Source organism: Streptomyces sp. NBC_00209 (assembly GCF_045206345.1).
GTDB lineage: Bacteria > Actinomycetota > Actinomycetes > Streptomycetales > Streptomycetaceae > Streptomyces.
The window spans coordinates 152,798-169,530 of the sequence record NZ_CP108121.1; the positions used below are offsets into that span (position 1 = coordinate 152,798).

At 72.3% G+C, this 16,733-nt stretch carries 15 protein-coding genes and 1 pseudogene; 10 read left to right on the plus strand and 6 right to left on the minus strand.

Annotated elements, in window-relative coordinates; translation table 11 throughout:
• The first annotated feature begins 125 nt into the window (after positions 1-125).
• A complete protein-coding gene (locus tag OG867_RS00725) occupies positions 126-1,004 on the plus strand; it encodes a family 16 glycosylhydrolase (protein WP_406281504.1) in 879 nt (292 codons plus the stop codon).
• Positions 1,005-1,072: 68 nt separating this feature from the next.
• On the opposite strand, the gene OG867_RS00730 is transcribed toward OG867_RS00725, so the two are convergent.
• Entirely contained in the window at positions 1,073-2,509 is a 1,437-nt protein-coding gene (locus tag OG867_RS00730; RefSeq protein ID WP_406281507.1) for a dihydrolipoyl dehydrogenase family protein, read from the minus strand.
• A 119-nt stretch (positions 2,510-2,628) separates the two neighbouring features.
• Between OG867_RS00730 and trxA the strand changes: the two genes are divergently transcribed.
• Positions 2,629-3,012, plus strand: coding sequence for a thioredoxin (gene trxA / locus OG867_RS00735; RefSeq protein WP_328903852.1), 384 nt, complete (start codon positions 2,629-2,631; stop codon positions 3,010-3,012).
• A gap of 30 nt (positions 3,013-3,042) precedes the next feature.
• Here trxA and OG867_RS00740 read toward each other — a convergent pair whose 3' ends face one another.
• On the minus strand, positions 3,043-3,378 hold the full coding sequence (locus OG867_RS00740; protein ID WP_328903851.1) for a hypothetical protein: 336 nt from the start codon (positions 3,376-3,378) through the stop codon (positions 3,043-3,045).
• Between the two features lie 209 nt (positions 3,379-3,587).
• A complete protein-coding gene (locus OG867_RS00745; protein ID WP_406281512.1) occupies positions 3,588-4,610 on the minus strand; it encodes a LacI family DNA-binding transcriptional regulator in 1,023 nt (340 codons plus the stop codon).
• A gap of 76 nt (positions 4,611-4,686) precedes the next feature.
• Between OG867_RS00745 and OG867_RS00750 the strand changes: the two genes are divergently transcribed.
• Complete coding sequence (locus tag OG867_RS00750) at positions 4,687-5,154, plus strand: type II toxin-antitoxin system PemK/MazF family toxin (RefSeq protein WP_406281515.1); 468 nt, start codon at positions 4,687-4,689, stop codon at positions 5,152-5,154.
• 167 nt (positions 5,155-5,321) lie between these two features.
• Here OG867_RS00750 and OG867_RS00755 read toward each other — a convergent pair.
• Positions 5,322-5,450, minus strand: a pseudogene (locus OG867_RS00755) (TIGR02452 family protein); the annotation flags it as partial.
• Positions 5,451-5,597: 147 nt separating this feature from the next.
• On the opposite strand from OG867_RS00755, the gene egtA reads away from it, so the two are divergent.
• From egtA to egtD, 4 genes are read left to right on the plus strand one after another with little or no spacing between them, the layout of a single operon-like run.
• A complete protein-coding gene (gene egtA, locus OG867_RS00760) occupies positions 5,598-6,914 on the plus strand; it encodes an ergothioneine biosynthesis glutamate--cysteine ligase EgtA (protein WP_406281519.1) in 1,317 nt (438 codons plus the stop codon).
• On the plus strand, positions 6,911-8,245 hold the full coding sequence (gene egtB / locus OG867_RS00765) for an ergothioneine biosynthesis protein EgtB (RefSeq protein WP_406281522.1): 1,335 nt from the start codon (positions 6,911-6,913) through the stop codon (positions 8,243-8,245). The genes egtA and egtB overlap by 4 nt, the downstream gene beginning before the upstream one ends.
• Positions 8,245-9,000, plus strand: a complete 756-nt coding sequence (gene egtC, locus OG867_RS00770) for an ergothioneine biosynthesis protein EgtC (protein ID WP_328903846.1) — start codon at positions 8,245-8,247, stop codon at positions 8,998-9,000. Before egtB ends, egtC begins: the two co-directional genes overlap by 1 nt.
• Entirely contained in the window at positions 8,997-9,959 is a 963-nt protein-coding gene (gene egtD, locus OG867_RS00775; protein WP_406281525.1) for an L-histidine N(alpha)-methyltransferase, read from the plus strand. The genes egtC and egtD overlap by 4 nt, the downstream gene beginning before the upstream one ends.
• Positions 9,960-10,012: 53 nt before the next feature.
• Here the strand turns inward: egtD and OG867_RS00780 are convergent, their stop codons facing one another.
• Complete coding sequence (locus OG867_RS00780; protein WP_406281528.1) at positions 10,013-11,269, minus strand: extracellular solute-binding protein; 1,257 nt, start codon at positions 11,267-11,269, stop codon at positions 10,013-10,015.
• Positions 11,270-11,470: 201 nt separating this feature from the next.
• Here OG867_RS00780 and OG867_RS00785 point away from each other — a divergent pair, with 201 nt between their 5' ends.
• Positions 11,471-11,686 (plus strand): dodecin, encoded by a 216-nt coding sequence (locus tag OG867_RS00785; protein ID WP_018554210.1) that lies wholly within the window; start codon positions 11,471-11,473, stop codon positions 11,684-11,686.
• Positions 11,687-11,713: 27 nt separating this feature from the next.
• Here the strand turns inward: OG867_RS00785 and OG867_RS00790 are convergent, their stop codons facing one another.
• Positions 11,714-12,199: a hypothetical protein gene (locus tag OG867_RS00790; RefSeq protein WP_406281531.1), complete on the minus strand. Its 486-nt coding sequence runs from the start codon at positions 12,197-12,199 to the stop codon at positions 11,714-11,716.
• Between the two features lie 96 nt (positions 12,200-12,295).
• Here OG867_RS00790 and OG867_RS00795 point away from each other — a divergent pair, with 96 nt between their 5' ends.
• Both OG867_RS00795 and OG867_RS00800 read left to right on the plus strand, forming a co-directional pair.
• On the plus strand, positions 12,296-14,710 hold the full coding sequence (locus OG867_RS00795) for an ABC transporter (protein ID WP_406281534.1): 2,415 nt from the start codon (positions 12,296-12,298) through the stop codon (positions 14,708-14,710).
• Positions 14,711-14,957: 247 nt separating this feature from the next.
• Positions 14,958-16,727, plus strand: coding sequence for a glycosyl hydrolase family 18 protein (locus OG867_RS00800; RefSeq protein ID WP_406281537.1), 1,770 nt, complete (start codon positions 14,958-14,960; stop codon positions 16,725-16,727).
• The last annotated feature ends 6 nt before the right edge of the window (positions 16,728-16,733 follow it).

Consider the following 16,733-nt stretch of genomic DNA (forward strand, 5'->3'; position numbering starts at 1 on the left):
ATGGTTCACTTCTTAAATCACGTAGTGAACTAAAGCACCATCATCCCCCCACGTGATGGCCATGCCCCCACTTGTCATATGCATGACACATCACATGTCCCCGTCCCGCACGGGAAGGAACGTTCATGAACTCCCCCCACCGGGCCAGGCGCCTCCTGGTCCCCGCGCTCTCCGTACTCGCCCTGGTCGCCACCACGTCCGGCCTGGCGTCGGGCGCCCCCAGGCAGCCGGACACGGTCTCCGCCGCCGCGACGTCGTTCTCCGACGAGTTCGACGGCCCGGCCGGCTCGGCCGTGGACGGCGGCAAGTGGCAGATCGAGACCGGCGACAACGTCGACAACCACGAGCGGCAGTACTACACCTCCGGCAACAACAACGCCGCGCTGGACGGCCAGGGCCATCTGGTCATCACCGCCCGCAAGGAGAACCCCTCCAACTACCAGTGCTGGTACGGCACCTGCGAGTACACCTCCGCGAGACTGAACACCTCCGGCAAGTTCACGCAGACCTATGGGCACGTCGAGGCGCGCATGAAGATCCCGCGCGGCCAGGGCATGTGGCCCGCGTTCTGGATGCTCGGTGACGACATCGGGCAGGTGGGCTGGCCCAACTCCGGTGAGATCGACATCATGGAGAACGTCGGCTTCGAGCCCTCCACCGTGCACGGCACCCTGCACGGCCCCGGCTACTCCGGCTCCGGCGGCATCGGGGCGGGCTACACCCTGCCCGACGGACAGGCATTCGCCGACGACTTCCACACCTTCGCCATCGACTGGGCCCCCGACTCCATCACCTGGTCGGTCGACGGAAACGTCTACCAGCACCGCACCCCGGCCGACACCAACGGCAACGCCTGGGCCTTCAACAAGCCCTTCTTCCTCATCCTCAACCTCGCGGTCGGCGGCTACTGGCCCGGGGACCCCGACGGCAACACCGCCTTCCCCGGCGAACTCGTGGTCGACCACGTCCGCGTCACCACGAGCGACAGCGCACCCCCGGCCTGATCACCGGCCTGATCACGGAGGTCCCGCCGGGCGCATGCCCGGCGGGACCTCCGCCGCTCTCAGCGCGCCTACCCCCGGTACGTCTCCAGCAGCCTCAGCCACACCTCGCTGATCGTCGGGTACGACGGAACCACGTGCCACAGCCGGTCGACGGGGATCTCACCGGCGACCGCCATCGTCGCCGAATGGAGCAGTTCGCCGATGCCGGGTCCGACGAAGGTGACGCCCAGCAGGACTTCGCGGTCGAGGTCCACGACCATGCGGGCGCGGCCCCGGTAGCCGTCCGCGTAGAGACCGGACCCGGCCACGGAGGCGAGGTCGTGGTCGACGGCCCGGACGCGGTGGCCGGCCTGTTCCGCCTCGGCCAGGGAGAGGCCCACCGACGCGGCCTCCGGATCGGTGAAGACGACCTGCGGGACGGCCGCGTGGTCGGCGGTCGCCGCGTGGGCGCCCCAGCGGGCGGTGTCCAGCGGCTTGCCCTGCGCGCGGGCGCCGATCGCGTCGCCCGTGATGCGTGCCTGGTACTTGCCCTGGTGGGTCAGGAGCGCGCGGTGGTTGACGTCGCCGGCCGCGTAGAGCCAGTCCGTGCCCTCGACCCGGCAGGTGTCGTCCACGGTGAGCCAGGTGCCGGGTTCCAGGCCGACCGTCTCCAAACCCAGGTCGCCGGTGCGCGGGGCGCGGCCGGTGGCGAACAGGACCTCGTCGGCCTCCACGCTCTCGCCGTTGTCGAGTTCCACGGTGACCGGGCCGTCGCCACCCGGGCGGCGTACGGCGGTGGCCGAGACGCCCGTACGGATCTCCGCTCCGGCCTCGGTCAGCGCCTCGGCGACCAGCTCGCCGGCGAACGGCTCCATCCGGGGCAGCAGCCCCTTGCCGCGTACGAGCATGGTGACTTTCGCGCCGAGCGCGTTCCACACGGTGGCCATCTCCACACCGACGACTCCCCCGCCGACCACGACGAGCCGGCCGGGGACCTTCTTGGCGCTCGTCGCCTCGCGACTCGTCCAGGGGCGGGCGTCCTCGATGCCGGGGAGGCCGGGCACCACGGCCCGGCTGCCCGTGCAGACGGCGACGGCGTGCCGGGCGGTGAGCCGGTGTTCCGTGCCGTCCGGCGCGGTGACGGTGACCTGCTTGGGTCCGGTCAGCCGGCCGCGGCCGCGGAAGATGTCGGCCCCGATCCCGTCGAGCCAGGCGGCCTGGCCGTCGTCCTTCCAGTGCGAGGCGTACTCGTCGCGGTGGGCGAGGACGGCGGCGGCGTCCAGCGGTCCCTGGACGGCGCCGCTCAGGCCGGGGACACGGCGGGCGTCGGCGCGGGCGACGACGGGGCGCAGGAGCGCCTTGCTCGGCATGCAGGCCCAGTAGGAACACTCGCCGCCGATCAGTTCCGACTCGACCACGGCGGTGGTCAGCCCGGCGGCCCGGGCCCGGTCCGCCACGTTCTCACCCACCGGCCCCGCTCCGATGACCACGACGTCGTACGCGACAGGCTCCGCTCCATGTGTCATGCGGCCCATTCTGGCGGGGGGTGTGGGCGTCGGCCACATGGGCAGGCACGGAATAGCACGAGATCGGGCACCGTTGACCCGGACACGTCTCATACGGGCACAGGAAGAGGTAGCAGCGCATGAGCACCGTAGAGCTCACCAAGGAAAACTTCGACCAGGTCGTCAGCGACAACGAGTTCGTCCTGATCGACTTCTGGGCTTCCTGGTGCGGCCCGTGCCGGCAGTTCGCCCCGGTGTACGACGCGGCGTCCGAGCGTCACGCGGACCTGGTCTTCGCCAAGGTCGACACGGAGGCGCAGCAGGAGCTGGCGGCGGCCTTCGACATCCGGTCGATCCCCACGCTGATGATCGTCCGGGACAACGTGGCGGTCTTCGCGCAGCCCGGCGCGCTGCCGGAGGCGGCCCTGGAGGACGTCATCGGCCAGGCCAGGAAGCTGGACATGGACGAGGTCCGCAAGGCCGTCGAGGCCGAGCAGAAGGGCAAGGCGGAGGGGCAGCAGTAGAGCCGCCGCCCCTCCCCCGGCAGGGCTGCCTCAGGTGCCGGTGCCGCGCTCCGCGACACGGGCCGAGAGCCCGTACGGGAGTTCCGAGCCGTCCACGAGCAGTCCCTCGACGGCCTGGGTCCTGGGGTCGATGTCGGCCACCATGCCGTCGCCCGCGTACCGGGGGTAGCCGGTCTCGCCCGTCTCCCCCGTGGCGGTGACCACGGCCGACCGGATGGCGGTGCCCGGTCCCCCGCCGTCGGAGCCCTTGGCCGCCGCGCCCCTGACGCTGGCCCCTGTCGCGCCTTCTCCGGCCGCGGGGGCCTTGTCGTCGGTGAACTCGGGGACGATGAGGATTTCGTAGCTCTGCGGATCGCTCATGGTCATGACGCTAGGGCCTGTCCGGCGGATCTTCGTGGATCAGCACGCGGCGTCTGGTGCGTGCTCTCGGCGTGCGCCCGGATCGCCCTCGTACTGGACGTACTGGGGTGATGCGGGCGTGCGGCGAGAGTGCCTGCCAGGCGTCGTGGGCCCACGAAGATCCGCCGGACAGGCTCTGGGCACGGGCGGTGCGCCACGCACGTCGCCGGGCCGGTTCAGCTGGATTCCCGTCGTACGGCGCGGGCGCGCAGCAGGTCGTGCCGCTCGGGCGGGGTCCTCGGGTGCCGGACGAGCCGGTCCACCAGGTCGGCCAGCGGCTGGGCGGTCGCCAGCTCCATCCGTACGCTGCTGAGCCTCGGCCGCAGCAGCCGCCCGAGCATCGAGTCGTCGGCGCCGACCACGGCGGCATCGGCGGGTATCCCGATCCCGGCGTCCTGGAGGGCCCGCATCAGGAGCATCGCGTAGGTGTCGTCGTACGCGAAGACGGCGTCCAGGCCGAGCGCGGGCCAGCGGGCGGCCAGGGAGGCGGCCGACTCCTCCTCGTAGCGCAGCGGCAGCACCTCGATATGGGCGCCGCCGTTCAGCGCGGCCTCCCGGGCGCCGGCCAGGCGTGGGGCGGCGAAGAGCGCGGTGGCGGGGTCCTCGGGCATCACGACGCCGATGCGGCGCCGGCCGCGTTCCAGCAGATGGCGCACCGCGCAGCCGCCGACCTCCCGCTGATCCATGATCAGGGCGTGGGCGCCCTCCACCGGATCGGGGCCCAGCGTGATGACGGCCTTGGCTCCGGAGCGCCGGAGCACGGCCGTGCCGCGCGGGGCGAGGGGGACGGAGCCGGGCACGATGACGGCGGCGGGGCGCAGTTCCGCCCAGGCGCGGGCGGCGTCGTCGGCGCCGAGGCCGAGCGAGCCGTACTGGACGACCGTGTAGTCGAGGCGCCGCAGCCCTGCCTCCAGGTCGCGCAGGAAGCGCAGGTGCAGAGGGCCGGTCGGCAGGTTTCCGGTGGGCAGCAGCACCATGCGCGAGTGGCCGGCGCGCAGGGTGCGGGCGGCGGCGTGGGGTACGTAGCCGAGTTCGTCGGCGGCCTCCCGTACCCGGCGGCGGGTCTGATCGCTGATCCGCACCTGCGCGTTGTTGTTGAGGACGTAGGACACGGTGGCCCGGGAGACGCCGGCGAGCCGCGCCACATCGGCGCTGGTCGGGACGGGGCCTTCGGCGGGCTGATCAGGTAACTGGCTCATGGCTCCGGGCAGTCTTCCAGACCGCCGCGACACACCGGCGCGCAGGCTGCACACGCGGACCGCCTAGGGTGTTCCGATGACGATCCAGCACCGCAGTGACAGGTACGACGAGCCGGCCACCTTCCCGGGCCGGGCCGGTTCCACGGCCACCGCCCAGACCGATCCGCGTGAGGTGGGCCCGGTCCGTACCTCGTACGCGCCCGACCGGGACGGCGCGCCCGACCCCGGGGAGATCGTCTGGACGTGGGTGCCGTTCGAGGAGAACGACGGGCGCGGCAAGGACCGGCCGGTCCTGGTCGTGGCCCGGGAGTCGAAGGGCACGCTGCTGGCCGTGCAGTTGTCCAGCAAGCAGCACGACGTGGACCGGGAGTGGGTGTCGCTGGGCGCGGGCCCCTGGGACAGCTCGGGGCGTCCGTCCTGGGTGGACCTGGACCGGGTCCTGCGGGTCCACGAGGACGGGATGCGGCGCGAGGCGTGCGCCCTGGACCGGGCCAGGTTCGACCTGGTCGTCGGGCGGCTGAGGGAGCGTTACGGCTGGGCGTGAGGGCGCCCGGCGGGCCCGGCCCTCACCCTCGACTTCAGGGTGAGGGTCACCCCCGGTCGGCGCCCACCCGGTCGGACGCCACCCGGGTGGGCGCATCGTCGTCGCGGCCGGGGACGCCGAAGACGACCTCCTCGAAGTGGCCCGCGAACCGCGGCCCTCGCGGCCGGCCGCGTACCCGCGAGGGCGGCCGCCACACCCTTCTGGATGCCGATGTCGCGGCCGTTTCCGGCGCGGTAGTGACCCGCCCGGACGACGGCCTCCGTCTCGCGCGCGATTCCGCGCAGCCGGGCGCTCACGGACCCTCCCCCTTATGGTGCATACGGGGCATGATCGGCGTTCTTCTCCCGGCCACGTAATCGAACTTCCGGCGAAGAAGGCACTCTTGTGCGATGCCTCAGCAGCGGTTTGGGTAGGACGGACGCACCGGAACAAGGAGGCCCGGAATGTCATCCGAGACACCCGGCGGCCATGGTCCGCCACCCGGTCAGACCTCGCTCCTCGGTGAGGGCGAGGCGGAGGATCTACTGCGCGGCATCTGCTTCAAGACGGGGCCGCCGCGCACGGTGGGCGTCGAGCTGGAATGGCTCCTGCACGACCGTGACCAACCGCATCGCACCGTCCCGCCCCACCTGCTGGAGGCGGCCGCAACGGCCGTCCGGGCGCTGCCCCTGAGCGCGGCGCTCACCTTCGAACCCGGCGGCCAGCTGGAACTCAGCTCGCGCCCCGCCGCTTCCCTGATGGCGTGTGTCGAGGACACCGCCGCCGATCTCATCGCCGTACGCGCCGCCCTCGGCGGGCTGGGCCTCGCCCCGGCCGGCCTGGGCGTCGATCCCTGGCAGACACCGCGCCGGCTCCTGCGCGAGCCCCGGTACGAGGCCATGGAGAGGGCCCTCGACCGGTGGGGCCCGTCCGGCCGCGCCATGATGTGCACCACCGCCTCCGTCCAGGTCTGCCTGGACGCCGGGGAGGAGGAGCCGGGCCCGCTCGGCTACGCGCGACGCTGGCAGCTCGCCCATCTGCTGGGCGCCGTCCTGGTGGCGGCCTTCGCCAACTCGCCGTTCCGGACGGGCGCGCCGACGCCCTGGCGGTCCACCCGCCAGGCGCTGTGGGCCGACCTGGACCCGAAGCGGACGCTGGCCCCCGACGGGCTGCTGCCGCCCCGGGACGCCTGGGCCGCGCACGTCCTGGACACGCCCGTGCTGTGCGTACGGGGCGAGGGGCCGTGGCATGTGCCGGACGGACTCACGTTCCGCGACTGGATCCGGTCCGGGGTGCCCCGCCGCCCGGACCGGAGCGACCTCGATTTCCACGTCACCACGCTGTTCCCGCCGGCCCGGCCGCGCGGGCACCTGGAGCTGCGCATGATCGACGCGCAGCCCGGTGACGACGGCTGGATCGTGCCCCTCGCCGTCACGACCGCCCTGTTCGACGACCCGGAGGCCGCGGAGACGGTGTACCGGACCGTGAAGCCGCTCGCCGAGACGGCCGGTGCGGGCTCGGCACCGCGCAATCCGCTGTGGACCGCGGCCGCCCGCGACGGCCTGGCCGATCCGGAGCTGCGCCAGGCGGCGGACCTCTGCTTCCGGCTCGCCGTGGAGGCGCTGTCACGGCTGGGCGCGAGCGTCGCGGTCCGGGACGCGGTCGCCGGCTTCCACGACCGCTATGTCGCCCGGGGCAGATGCCCGGCCGACGACCTGCGGGACCTGCTCACCGCGGGCGGGGCGCGCCGCCCGGCCCATCCGAAGGGGACCCTGTCATGACCGAATCCCCCGCGCCCCCGCACGCCGGGGACGCCGAGGCGCTGCGCGAGCACGCGCTCGCCGCGCTGCTCACCGCCCGCAGGCGCACCGCGCTCCTCACCGACAGCGTGGACGACCGCGAGCTGACCGCCCAGCACTCGCCGCTGATGTCGCCACTGGTCTGGGACCTGGCGCACATCGGCAACCAGGAGGAGCTGTGGCTGCTGCGCGGTGTGGCGGGACGGGAGGCGATGCGCCCGGAGATCGACGGGCTGTACGACGCCTTCGAGCATCCGCGCGCCACCCGGCCCTCGTTGCCGCTGCTGGCGCCCGAGGAGGCCCGTTCGTACGCCTCCGAGGTACGCGGCAGGGCCCTGGACGTGCTGGAGTCCGCTCCGCTCGGTGACGGGCCCGCGCTGGTCAGGTCCGGCTTCGCCTTCGGGATGATCGCGCAGCACGAGCAGCAGCACGACGAGACGATGCTGATCACGCATCAGCTGCGTTCGGGCCCGGTCGCGCTGACGGCCCCGGAGCCGCCGCGCGCGGCGGCCGGCACCCCGGCGCTGCCCGCCGAGGTCCTGGTGCCCGGCGGCCCGTTCACCATGGGCACGTCGGCCGAACCGTGGTCCCTGGACAACGAACGCCCCGCGCACCGGCGGGACGTTCCCGGGTTCGTCATCGACACGGCTCCGGTGACGTGCGGCGCGTACCGGGCGTTCATCGAGGACGGCGGTTACGGTGACCGGCGCTGGTGGGCGCCCGAGGGCTGGGCGATGGTCCGGGAGCACGAGCTGCGCGCCCCGCTGTTCTGGCACCGGGACGCCGGGCAGTGGCTGCGGCGGCGGTTCGGGGTGATCGAGCCGGTGCCGGACGACGAGCCGGTGCTGCACGTCAGCTGGTACGAGGCCGACGCGTACGCGCGCTGGGCGGGCCGCAGGCTGCCGACCGAGGCGGAGTGGGAGAAGGCGGCCCGCCACGATCCCGTCTCCGGGCGGTCGCGCCGCTATCCGTGGGGCGACGAGGACCCGACGCCGGAGCGGGCCAATCTGGGGCAGCGCCATCTGCGGCCCGCGCCCGCCGGGGCGTACCCGGCCGGACGGGCGCCGTGCGGGGCGGGTCAGCTGATCGGTGACGTGTGGGAGTGGACGGCGAGCGACTTCCTGCCGTACCCGGGGTTCGCGCCGTTTCCGTACCGCGCGTACTCGGAGGTGTTCTTCGGCCCGGAGCACAAGGTGCTGAGGGGCGGCTCGTTCGCGGTGGACGCGGTGGCCTGCCGGGGTACGTTCCGCAACTGGGACCTGCCGGTCCGGCGGCAGATCTTCGCGGGGTTCCGCACCGCGAGGGACCTCTGATGTGCCGGCACCTCGCCTACCTGGGGCCGCCGGTCGCCCTGGGCGAGCTGCTGTCGCGCCCGGCGCACTCCCTGGTGCGGCAGTCCTGGGAGCCCCGCCGCCAGCGCCACGGCACGGTCAACGCCGACGGTTTCGGGGTCGGCTGGTACGCGGAGGGCGACCCGGTCCCGGGGCGTTACCGCCGCCAGGGCCCCGTCTGGGGCGACCAGACCTTCGCCGACCTGGTCCGGGTGGTCCGCAGCCATGCCCTGCTCGCCGCGGTCCGGGACGCGACCGGCGCCGATCCGGACGGCGAGGCGGCCGCGGCGCCGTTCGCCGCGGACCGGGTGCTGTTCAGCCACAACGGGGCGGTGAAGGGCTGGCCCGGTTCGATGGCCTCCCTCGCGGCCACCCTGCCGCCGGCGGACCTGCTGCGGCTCGCCGCGCGCAGTGACTCCGCCCTGGTGTGGGCGCTGGTGCGGCACCGGCTCGCGACGGGCGACGCGCTCGCGCAGGCCGTGGCGGACACCGTGCCCGAGGTGGCGGAGGCGGCGCCGGGCTCCCGGCTCAACCTGCTGCTCACCGACGGCCGCACCGTCGTGGCCACCGCCTGGGGCGACACCCTGTGGCATCTCACCGAGCCCGGCCGGCACACGGTCGTCGCCTCGGAGCCGTACGACAACGATCCCCGCTGGTCCGAGGTGCCCGACCGCACCCTGCTGACCGCGACCGCCGGCGACGTCCTGCTGACCCCGCTGAAGGAGCCCCGCACGTGAGTCCCTTCCTGCTGACCCGCACTCTGCCCGAGGACGCGACGGACGCGGCGCTGCGCGCCGATGTGCTGCACGGCCTGTCCCGGCGCCCGAAGACCCTGCCGCCCAAGTGGTTCTACGACGCCCGGGGCAGCGAACTGTTCGAGGAGATCACCCGGCTCCCCGAGTACTACCCGACGCGCGCCGAGCGGGAGATCCTGATCGACCGGGCGGGCGAGATCGCCGCCGCGTCCGGCGCCCGCACGCTGGTGGAGCTGGGTTCCGGCTCCTCGGAGAAGACCCGCCATCTGCTGGACGCGCTGACGGACCTGCACAGTTACGTGCCGGTCGACGTCAGCGAGAGCGCGCTGCGCGGGGCGGCGGAGGCGCTGCTGACGGAGCGGCCGGGGCTGTCCGTGCACGCGCTGATCGCCGACTTCACGGCCGGGCTCTCGTTGCCGGAGACGCCCGGGCCCCGGCTGGTGGCGTTCCTCGGCGGTACCCTCGGCAATCTTCTGCCGAGTGAGCGGTCGGTGTTCCTGAAGTCGGTACGCGAGCTGCTGGCACCCGGCGACACGCTGCTGCTCGGCACGGATCTCGTGAAGGACGAGGGGGTGCTGGTCGCGGCGTACGACGACGCGGCGGGGGTGACGGCGGCGTTCAACCGTAACGTGCTGTCGGTCGTGGACCGGGAGCTGGGCGCGGACTTCGTACCGGAGGACTTCGCGCACGTGGCGCGGTGGAATCCGCGCGAGGAGTGGATCGAGATGCGCCTGCGGGCCCGCCGGTCGCTGACGGTGAAGATTCCGGAGCTGGATCTGGTGGTGCCGTTCGAGGCGGGTGAGGAACTGCGCACCGAGGTGTCCGCGAAATTCCGCGAGGACGGGGTGCGCGGCGAACTGGCCGGGGCGGGACTCCGCCTGGCCCACTGGTGGACGGACGCCGAGGACAGGTTCGCGCTGTCCCTGTCCACGGTGGACTGACCGGGTGCGGTACGGGTACGGGGCCGGTGTCCGGTCCCGTACCCGCGCCGGGGTCAGCTGCCGGCGAGCACCGCGGTGATCTTCTCGGATGCGGTCTTCGCCTCGGTCGCCGGGTCACCGCCCTGGAGGACCGCCGTCATGTAGGTCTTGATCGGGTTGTCGGCCTCGACCGCGGCCCACTGCGGGGAGGTGGGCGTCGCGTGGCCCTGCGCCGCGCCCTCGGCCATCGCGGCGGTGCTCTCCTCGCCCTCGATCACATGGGCCAGGGCGGGCTTGTTGGGCACGTAGCTCATCGTCTTGGCCAGGTCCTCCTGCCACTTGGCCCCGGCCAGCGCCTTGATGACCTCGTAGGCGGCGGCGCGCTGGTCGGACTTCTGCGGCACGATCAGGTCGGAGCCGCCGGTGAACACCGAGCCGGGGGCCTTGGCGGTCTTGCCGGGAATCGGGAAGTAGCCGAGCTTGCCCTTGAGTTCGGGGTTCTTCTTCTCGATCAGGGTGGCCGTGCTGGGGGTGGAGATGATCTGGGCGACATTCCCCTCGGCGAACACGTTGGCCTGCGGGGGCTTTTCCTCGTCGGCGTCCTTGGGCCCGTCGCCCAGTGCCTGGAGCTCGGAATAGAAGTCCATGCCCTTGAGCGCTGCGGGCGAGTCGAGAGTGCCCTCCCAGTCGCCTTCGCCGTCGCTGGCGAGTTGCCCGCCCTCGTCCCAGATGAACCCGGCGAGGACGTACCAGTTCTGCCCCGGCAGATACATGCCCTGGATTCCGTCGTGGTTCAGTTTCTCGGTGTCGGCGATCCACTGCGCGCGTGTCTTCGGCGGGTTCTTGATGCCCGCGTTCTCGAAGATGTCCTTGTTGTAGATCACCACGCGGTTGGCCGCGTACCACGGGATGCCGTACTGGACACCGCCGATGCTCCCCGGCTCGGCGAGACCGGGCAGCCAGTCCTCTCTGCCCAGGTCACGCATGGATTCGAGGGTGAGGTCGCGCAGGTTGCCGCTCTCGGCGTACTGGGCGACCTGGGTGTTGCCGACCTCGATGACGTCGGGGGTGTCCTTGCCGGCGAGCGCATCCAGGACCTTGGGGCCGATGCCGCCCCATTCCTGGATCTTGAACTCCAGTTCGACCGAGGAGTGCTCGTCCTCGTACGACTTCTTGAAACGGTCCAGGAAGTCGGCGGTAACGCCGTCCTTCATCAGCCAGATCGTCACCTTCTTGCCGCCGGAGCCGCCGGTTCCGGGGATCACGCCGCAGCCACCCAGCGCAACAGCGGAAATAAGGGCGACAGCTCCGACGAGCATGCGGTTTTTCACGATTCACCTTCTGCGGAACGGCAGGACGAAATTTGCGGACCCGGTGTGGGGGACTGCGGGCTGCGCTCGCACGGGCGTGGCTGGATTTTGGTATGGACCAATACTTTGGTCAAGCTCCGTCACGGACATGCGCGATGTCCGCGATCCCTCGCGAACCGGGCCGAGGTAGGGCACCTTGGTAAGAACGAGAGGAGACAAATCGTGTCAAATCACACGTATCGCGTCACTGAAATCGTAGGAACCTCCCAGGAGGGCGTGGACGAGGCAATCCGCAACGGTGTCGCCAGAGCCTCGGAAACGTTGCACAATCTCGACTGGTTCGAGATCACACAGGTGCGCGGGCAGATCGAGGATGGCCGAATCGCGCACTACCAGGTCGGCCTGAAAGTGGGCTTCCGGCTCGACGACCCGCAGTGACGCGACCGCTCGTGCGGCACGGGCGGCTCAGGTGCGCCCCTCGCGCTCCTGCGCGTCCTTCAGCGCGGGCGACGCCGGGGTCCAGCCGGCCCGCACCACGGTGAATCCGGCCAGCTCGGCCGCGTCGCAGACCAGCTCGTCGTCGTCCACGAGCATGCGCACCGCACGGTCGCGGCCGAGCCGCTCCAGGATCTCCAGCTTGGTCCGGCGCGCCGGCCGGCGGTCGTCGTTGCGCCGCATGTGCAGCCGCCCCTCGGGCAGCCCCTGCCGGTCCAGCCAGGCCAGGGTGTCCTTGCGGCACCGCTCCGGCCGCCCGGTGAGGTAGACGATCTCGCACTCCTCGGCACTGCTCAGCGCCAGCCGTACGCCCTCGTCCAGTGGCGGGTCGTCCACGGCGGCGGCGAAGAAGGCGGCCCAGTTCCGGCGGCCATCCAGGAAGTGCTGGCGGTGCGTGGTGTCGGCGAGCGTACCGTCAAGATCGAACACGGCCACTGGCCGGACGTCGTTTCCCATGCGGCCAGCAAACCAGGCGGCCGCCCCGTCCGGCCGGCCGGCACGACCACCGGCCGGGCCCCGGCACACCGCACCGAGCACGGAGACCTCTCCCCCATGACCTCGCCCCACGATCCGTACGTCCGGGTCCGCGGCGCCCGCGAGCACAATCTGCGGAACGCCGACGTCGACATCCCCCGCGACACCCTCACCGTCTTCACCGGCGTCTCCGGGTCGGGCAAGTCCTCGCTGGCCTTCGGCACCATCTACGCGGAGGCGCAGCGCCGCTACTTCGAGTCCGTCGCCCCGTACGCACGGCGGCTCATCCACCAGGTCGGCGCGCCCGCCGTCGGCGAGGTCACCGGGCTGCCGCCGGCCGTCTCGCTGGAGCAGCGCAGATCGGCGCCGGGCGCCCGGTCGTCCGTGGGCACGGTGACGACGCTGTCCAACTCGCTGCGGATGCTGTTCTCGCGGGCCGGGGACTACCCGGAGGGGGCCGGGCGGCTGGACTCGGACGCCTTCTCGCCGAACACCGCGGTCGGGGCGTGCCCGCGTTGCCACGGCCTCGGCCGGGTCCACCGCACCAGCGAGGAACTGCTGGTCCCGGACCCGGAGCTGTCGGTCCGGGAGGGCGCGATCGCCGCCTGGCCCGGGGCCTGGCAGGGCAAGAACCTGCGCGATGTGCTGGACGCCCTCGGCCACGACGTGGACCGGCCGTGGCGGGACCTCGACCCGGCCGACCGGGAGTGGATCCTGTTCACCGACGAGCAGCCGGTGGTGACGGTCCATCCGGTGCGCGAGGCGGGGCGCATCCAACGGCCCTACCAGGGAACGTACATGAGCGCGCGGCGCTATGTGATGCACACCTTCGCCGACTCGAAGAGCGCCACCCTTCGGGCGAAGGCCGAGCGTTTCCTGAGCAGCGAGCCCTGCCCGGTGTGCGACGGCAGCAGGCTGCGGCCGGAGGCCATGGCCGTCACGTTCGCGGGGCGCACCATCGCGGAGCTCGCGGGCCTGGCGCTCACCGAGCTCGCCGGCGTGCTCGCGGCGGCGGGCGGCGACGGGACCGCCCGGGTGCTGACGGCGGACCTCCTCGCCCGTATCGGGACCGTCACCGAACTGGGCCTCGGCTACCTGAGCCTGGACCGCACGGCGCCCACGCTCTCCTCCGGCGAGCTCCAGCGGCTGCGGCTGGCGACCCAGCTGCGGGCGGGGCTCTTCGGGGTGGTGTACGTCCTGGACGAGCCGTCCGCCGGTCTGCATCCGGCGGACACCGAGGCGCTGCTCGCGGTGCTGGGGCGGCTGAAGGAGGCCGGGAACACGGTCTTCGTGGTGGAGCACCAGATGGACGTGGTGCGGCGGGCGGACTGGCTGGTGGACGTGGGGCCGCTGGCCGGTGAGCACGGTGGCCGGGTGCTGCACAGCGGGCCGCCCGCCGGGCTCGCCGGGGTCGCGGAGTCGGCCACCCGGCGCTTCCTGTTCCCGGACGCGCCGCTCCCGTCGCGCGAGGTCCGCGCGCCCTCAGGGTGGCTGCGGCTGTTCGGGGTGGAGCGGCACAACGTGCGCGGGGTGGACGCGGCGTTCCCGCTGGGCGTGTTCACGGCGGTGACCGGGGTCTCCGGTTCCGGCAAGTCGACGCTGGTGGGGCAGGTGCTGGCGGGGGCGCCGGCGGACCGGCGCGGGGCCGCGGAGGACCAGGAACGGCCCGTGACCGGATACGCCCGCGCCGAGGGGCTGGACGCGGTGGACCGGCTGGTGCAGGTGGACCAGCGGCCCATCGGGCGTACACCGCGCTCCAACCTGGCCACGTACACCGGGCTGTTCGACGTGGTGCGCAAGCTCTTCACTGCCACGCCCCTGGCCCGGGAGCGGGGGTACCGGGCGGGCCGGTTCTCGTTCAACGTGACCGGTGGGCGGTGCGAGACGTGCCAGGGCGAGGGGTTCGTCTCGGTGGAGCTGCTGTTCCTGCCGAGCACCTACGCGCCCTGCCCGGACTGTCATGGGGCGCGGTACAACCCGGAGACGCTGGAGGTGACGCTGCGCGGGCTGAACATCGCCCAGGTGCTGGACCTGACGGTGGAGGCGGCGGCCGGGTTCTTCGCGGAGACTCCGGCCGCCGCGCGCAGCCTGGGGACGCTGCTGGACGTGGGGCTCGGCTATCTGCGGCTCGGGCAGCCCGCGACGGAGCTGTCCGGTGGTGAGGCGCAGCGGATCAAGCTGGCGGCGGAGCTCCAGCGGACGCGCCGGGGCCACACGCTGTACCTCCTGGACGAGCCGACGACGGGGCTGCATCCGGCCGATGTGGAGGTGCTGATGCGGCAGTTGAACGGGCTGGTGGAGGCCGGGTCCACGGTGGTGGTCGTGGAACACGACATGGCCGTGGTCGCGGGTGCGGACTGGGTGATCGATCTCGGCCCTGACGGCGGTGACCGGGGTGGCCGGATCGTGGCCGAGGGGCCTCCGATGGAGGTGGCGGGGGCTGCCGAGAGCCGCACGGCGGGTTATCTGCGGGCGGCTCTGGGGCTTGCCTGAGCGGCCGGCCCACCTCAACTCCGGCAGGCTTCATGCGGGTTGGCAGCCGGTGCGGGGAAGAGAAATGAAACAGTAAAGAATGTTGACAGTTATCTGGTCCATACCAATCATGGGCATGCCACGCGGTCGTACGTCGCCGTGCGGCATGTGACCCCCGGCCGGGAATCACAGGAACGGGCCGCGCCCCTCCCCGGGCGCGGCCGAGCCGTGCATCCGCCCGTTGTCCCACCCCGCTGGGAGCTGCCCCATGAGACGTCCAAGAACAGTCGGCGCCGTCCTGAGCGCCTTGGCCACCGTCGTCGCGTCCGCAGGTCTGGTCCTCGGATCAGGCGCCGTCGCACAGGCCGCCACCACCGCCGCCACCCCCATGCCCGCGCACGTCTTCGCCCCGTACTTCGAGGCGTGGAACGGCGACAGCCCGGCCGCGCTCGCCCAGGCGTCCGGTGCCAAGTACCTGACGATGGCCTTCATCCAGGCCGCGACCAAGGGTTCCTGCACCCCGTACTGGAACGGCGATTCGGGCATGCCGATCGCCCAGTCCGAGTTCGGCGCCGACTTCACCACGATGCGGTCGCGCGGCGGTGACGTCATCCCGTCGTTCGGCGGCTTCACCGCGGACAACACCGGCACCGAGATCGCCGACAGCTGCACCGACGTGGACTCGATCGCCGCCGCGTACGAGAAGGTCATCACGACCTACGACGTGTCCCGCCTCGACATGGACATCGAGGACAACTCGCTGACGAACAGCGCCGGCATCGACCGCCGGAACAAGGCGCTCAAGAAGGTCCAGGACTGGGCCGCCGCCAGTGGGCGCCCGCTCCAGATCTCGTACACCCTGCCCACCACGACCAGCGGTCTGGCGAGTAGCGGTCTCGCGGTGCTCAAGAACGCGGTGTCCAACGGCACGCGGGTCGACGTCGTCAACCTCATGACGTTCGACTACTACGACGGCGCCGCGCACGACATGGCCAAGGACACCCAGACCGCGATCACCGGTCTGAAGGGCCAGCTGGCGAAGCTCTACCCGTCGAAGACCGACGCCCAGCTGTGGGGCATGACCGGCATCATCGAGATGCCCGGCATCGACGACTACGGACCGGCCGAGACCTTCACCACGGCCAACGCGCCCGTGGTGTACGACTGGGCCGTCTCCAAGGGTGTCGGAACCCTGTCGTTCTGGGCGCTCCAGCGCGACAACGGCGGCTGCCCCGGCACCGGCGGCAGCGACACCTGCTCCGGCATCGCGCAGGACACCTGGTACTTCACGCACACCTTCGCCCCGTTCACGGGCGGCGGCAGCGGCCCGGTGACCGACGACTACTCGGTGGCGGTGACCCCCTCGTCGGCCACCGTCGAGCCGGGCAAGTCGGCGACCGCCACCGTGAAGACCGCGGTGACCTCGGGCACCGCCAAGACCGTCGCGCTGACCGCCGGCGGCGCCCCGGCCGGGGTGACCGCCGCGCTCAGCCCGACCTCGGTGACGGCGGGCGGCTCCGCCACGCTGACGCTCAACGCCTCGGCGTCGGCGGCCCCCGGCACGTACACCATCACGGTGACCGGCACCTCCGGCACCCTCAGCCACTCGGCCTCGTTCACCCTGACGGTGCCCGGTGCCGGCGGCGGGACGGGGTCCCTGGTGAACGGTGACTTCGAGACCGGCGCGCTGGGTCCGTGGACCTGCGAGTCGGGTGGCGCGGTCGTCTCCTCACCGGTGCACGGCGGCACGCACGCGCTGTCCGTCGCGGCCACTTCTTCGCAGACCGGCGAGTGCGCGCAGACCCTGGCCCTCTCCCCCAACACCAAGTACACGTTGCAGGGTTACGTCCAGGGGAACTACGCCTACCTCGGAGTCCGGGGCGGCGCGACCGCGAGCACCTGGGGTCTCTTCAACGGCTACACCAAGCAGTCGGTGACCTTCACCACCGGTTCCAGCGGCTCGGTCACGGTCTACCTGCACGGCTGGTACGGCCAGGGCACGGTGTACGGCGACGACCTCTCCGTAGCCAAGTCCTGACCGTTG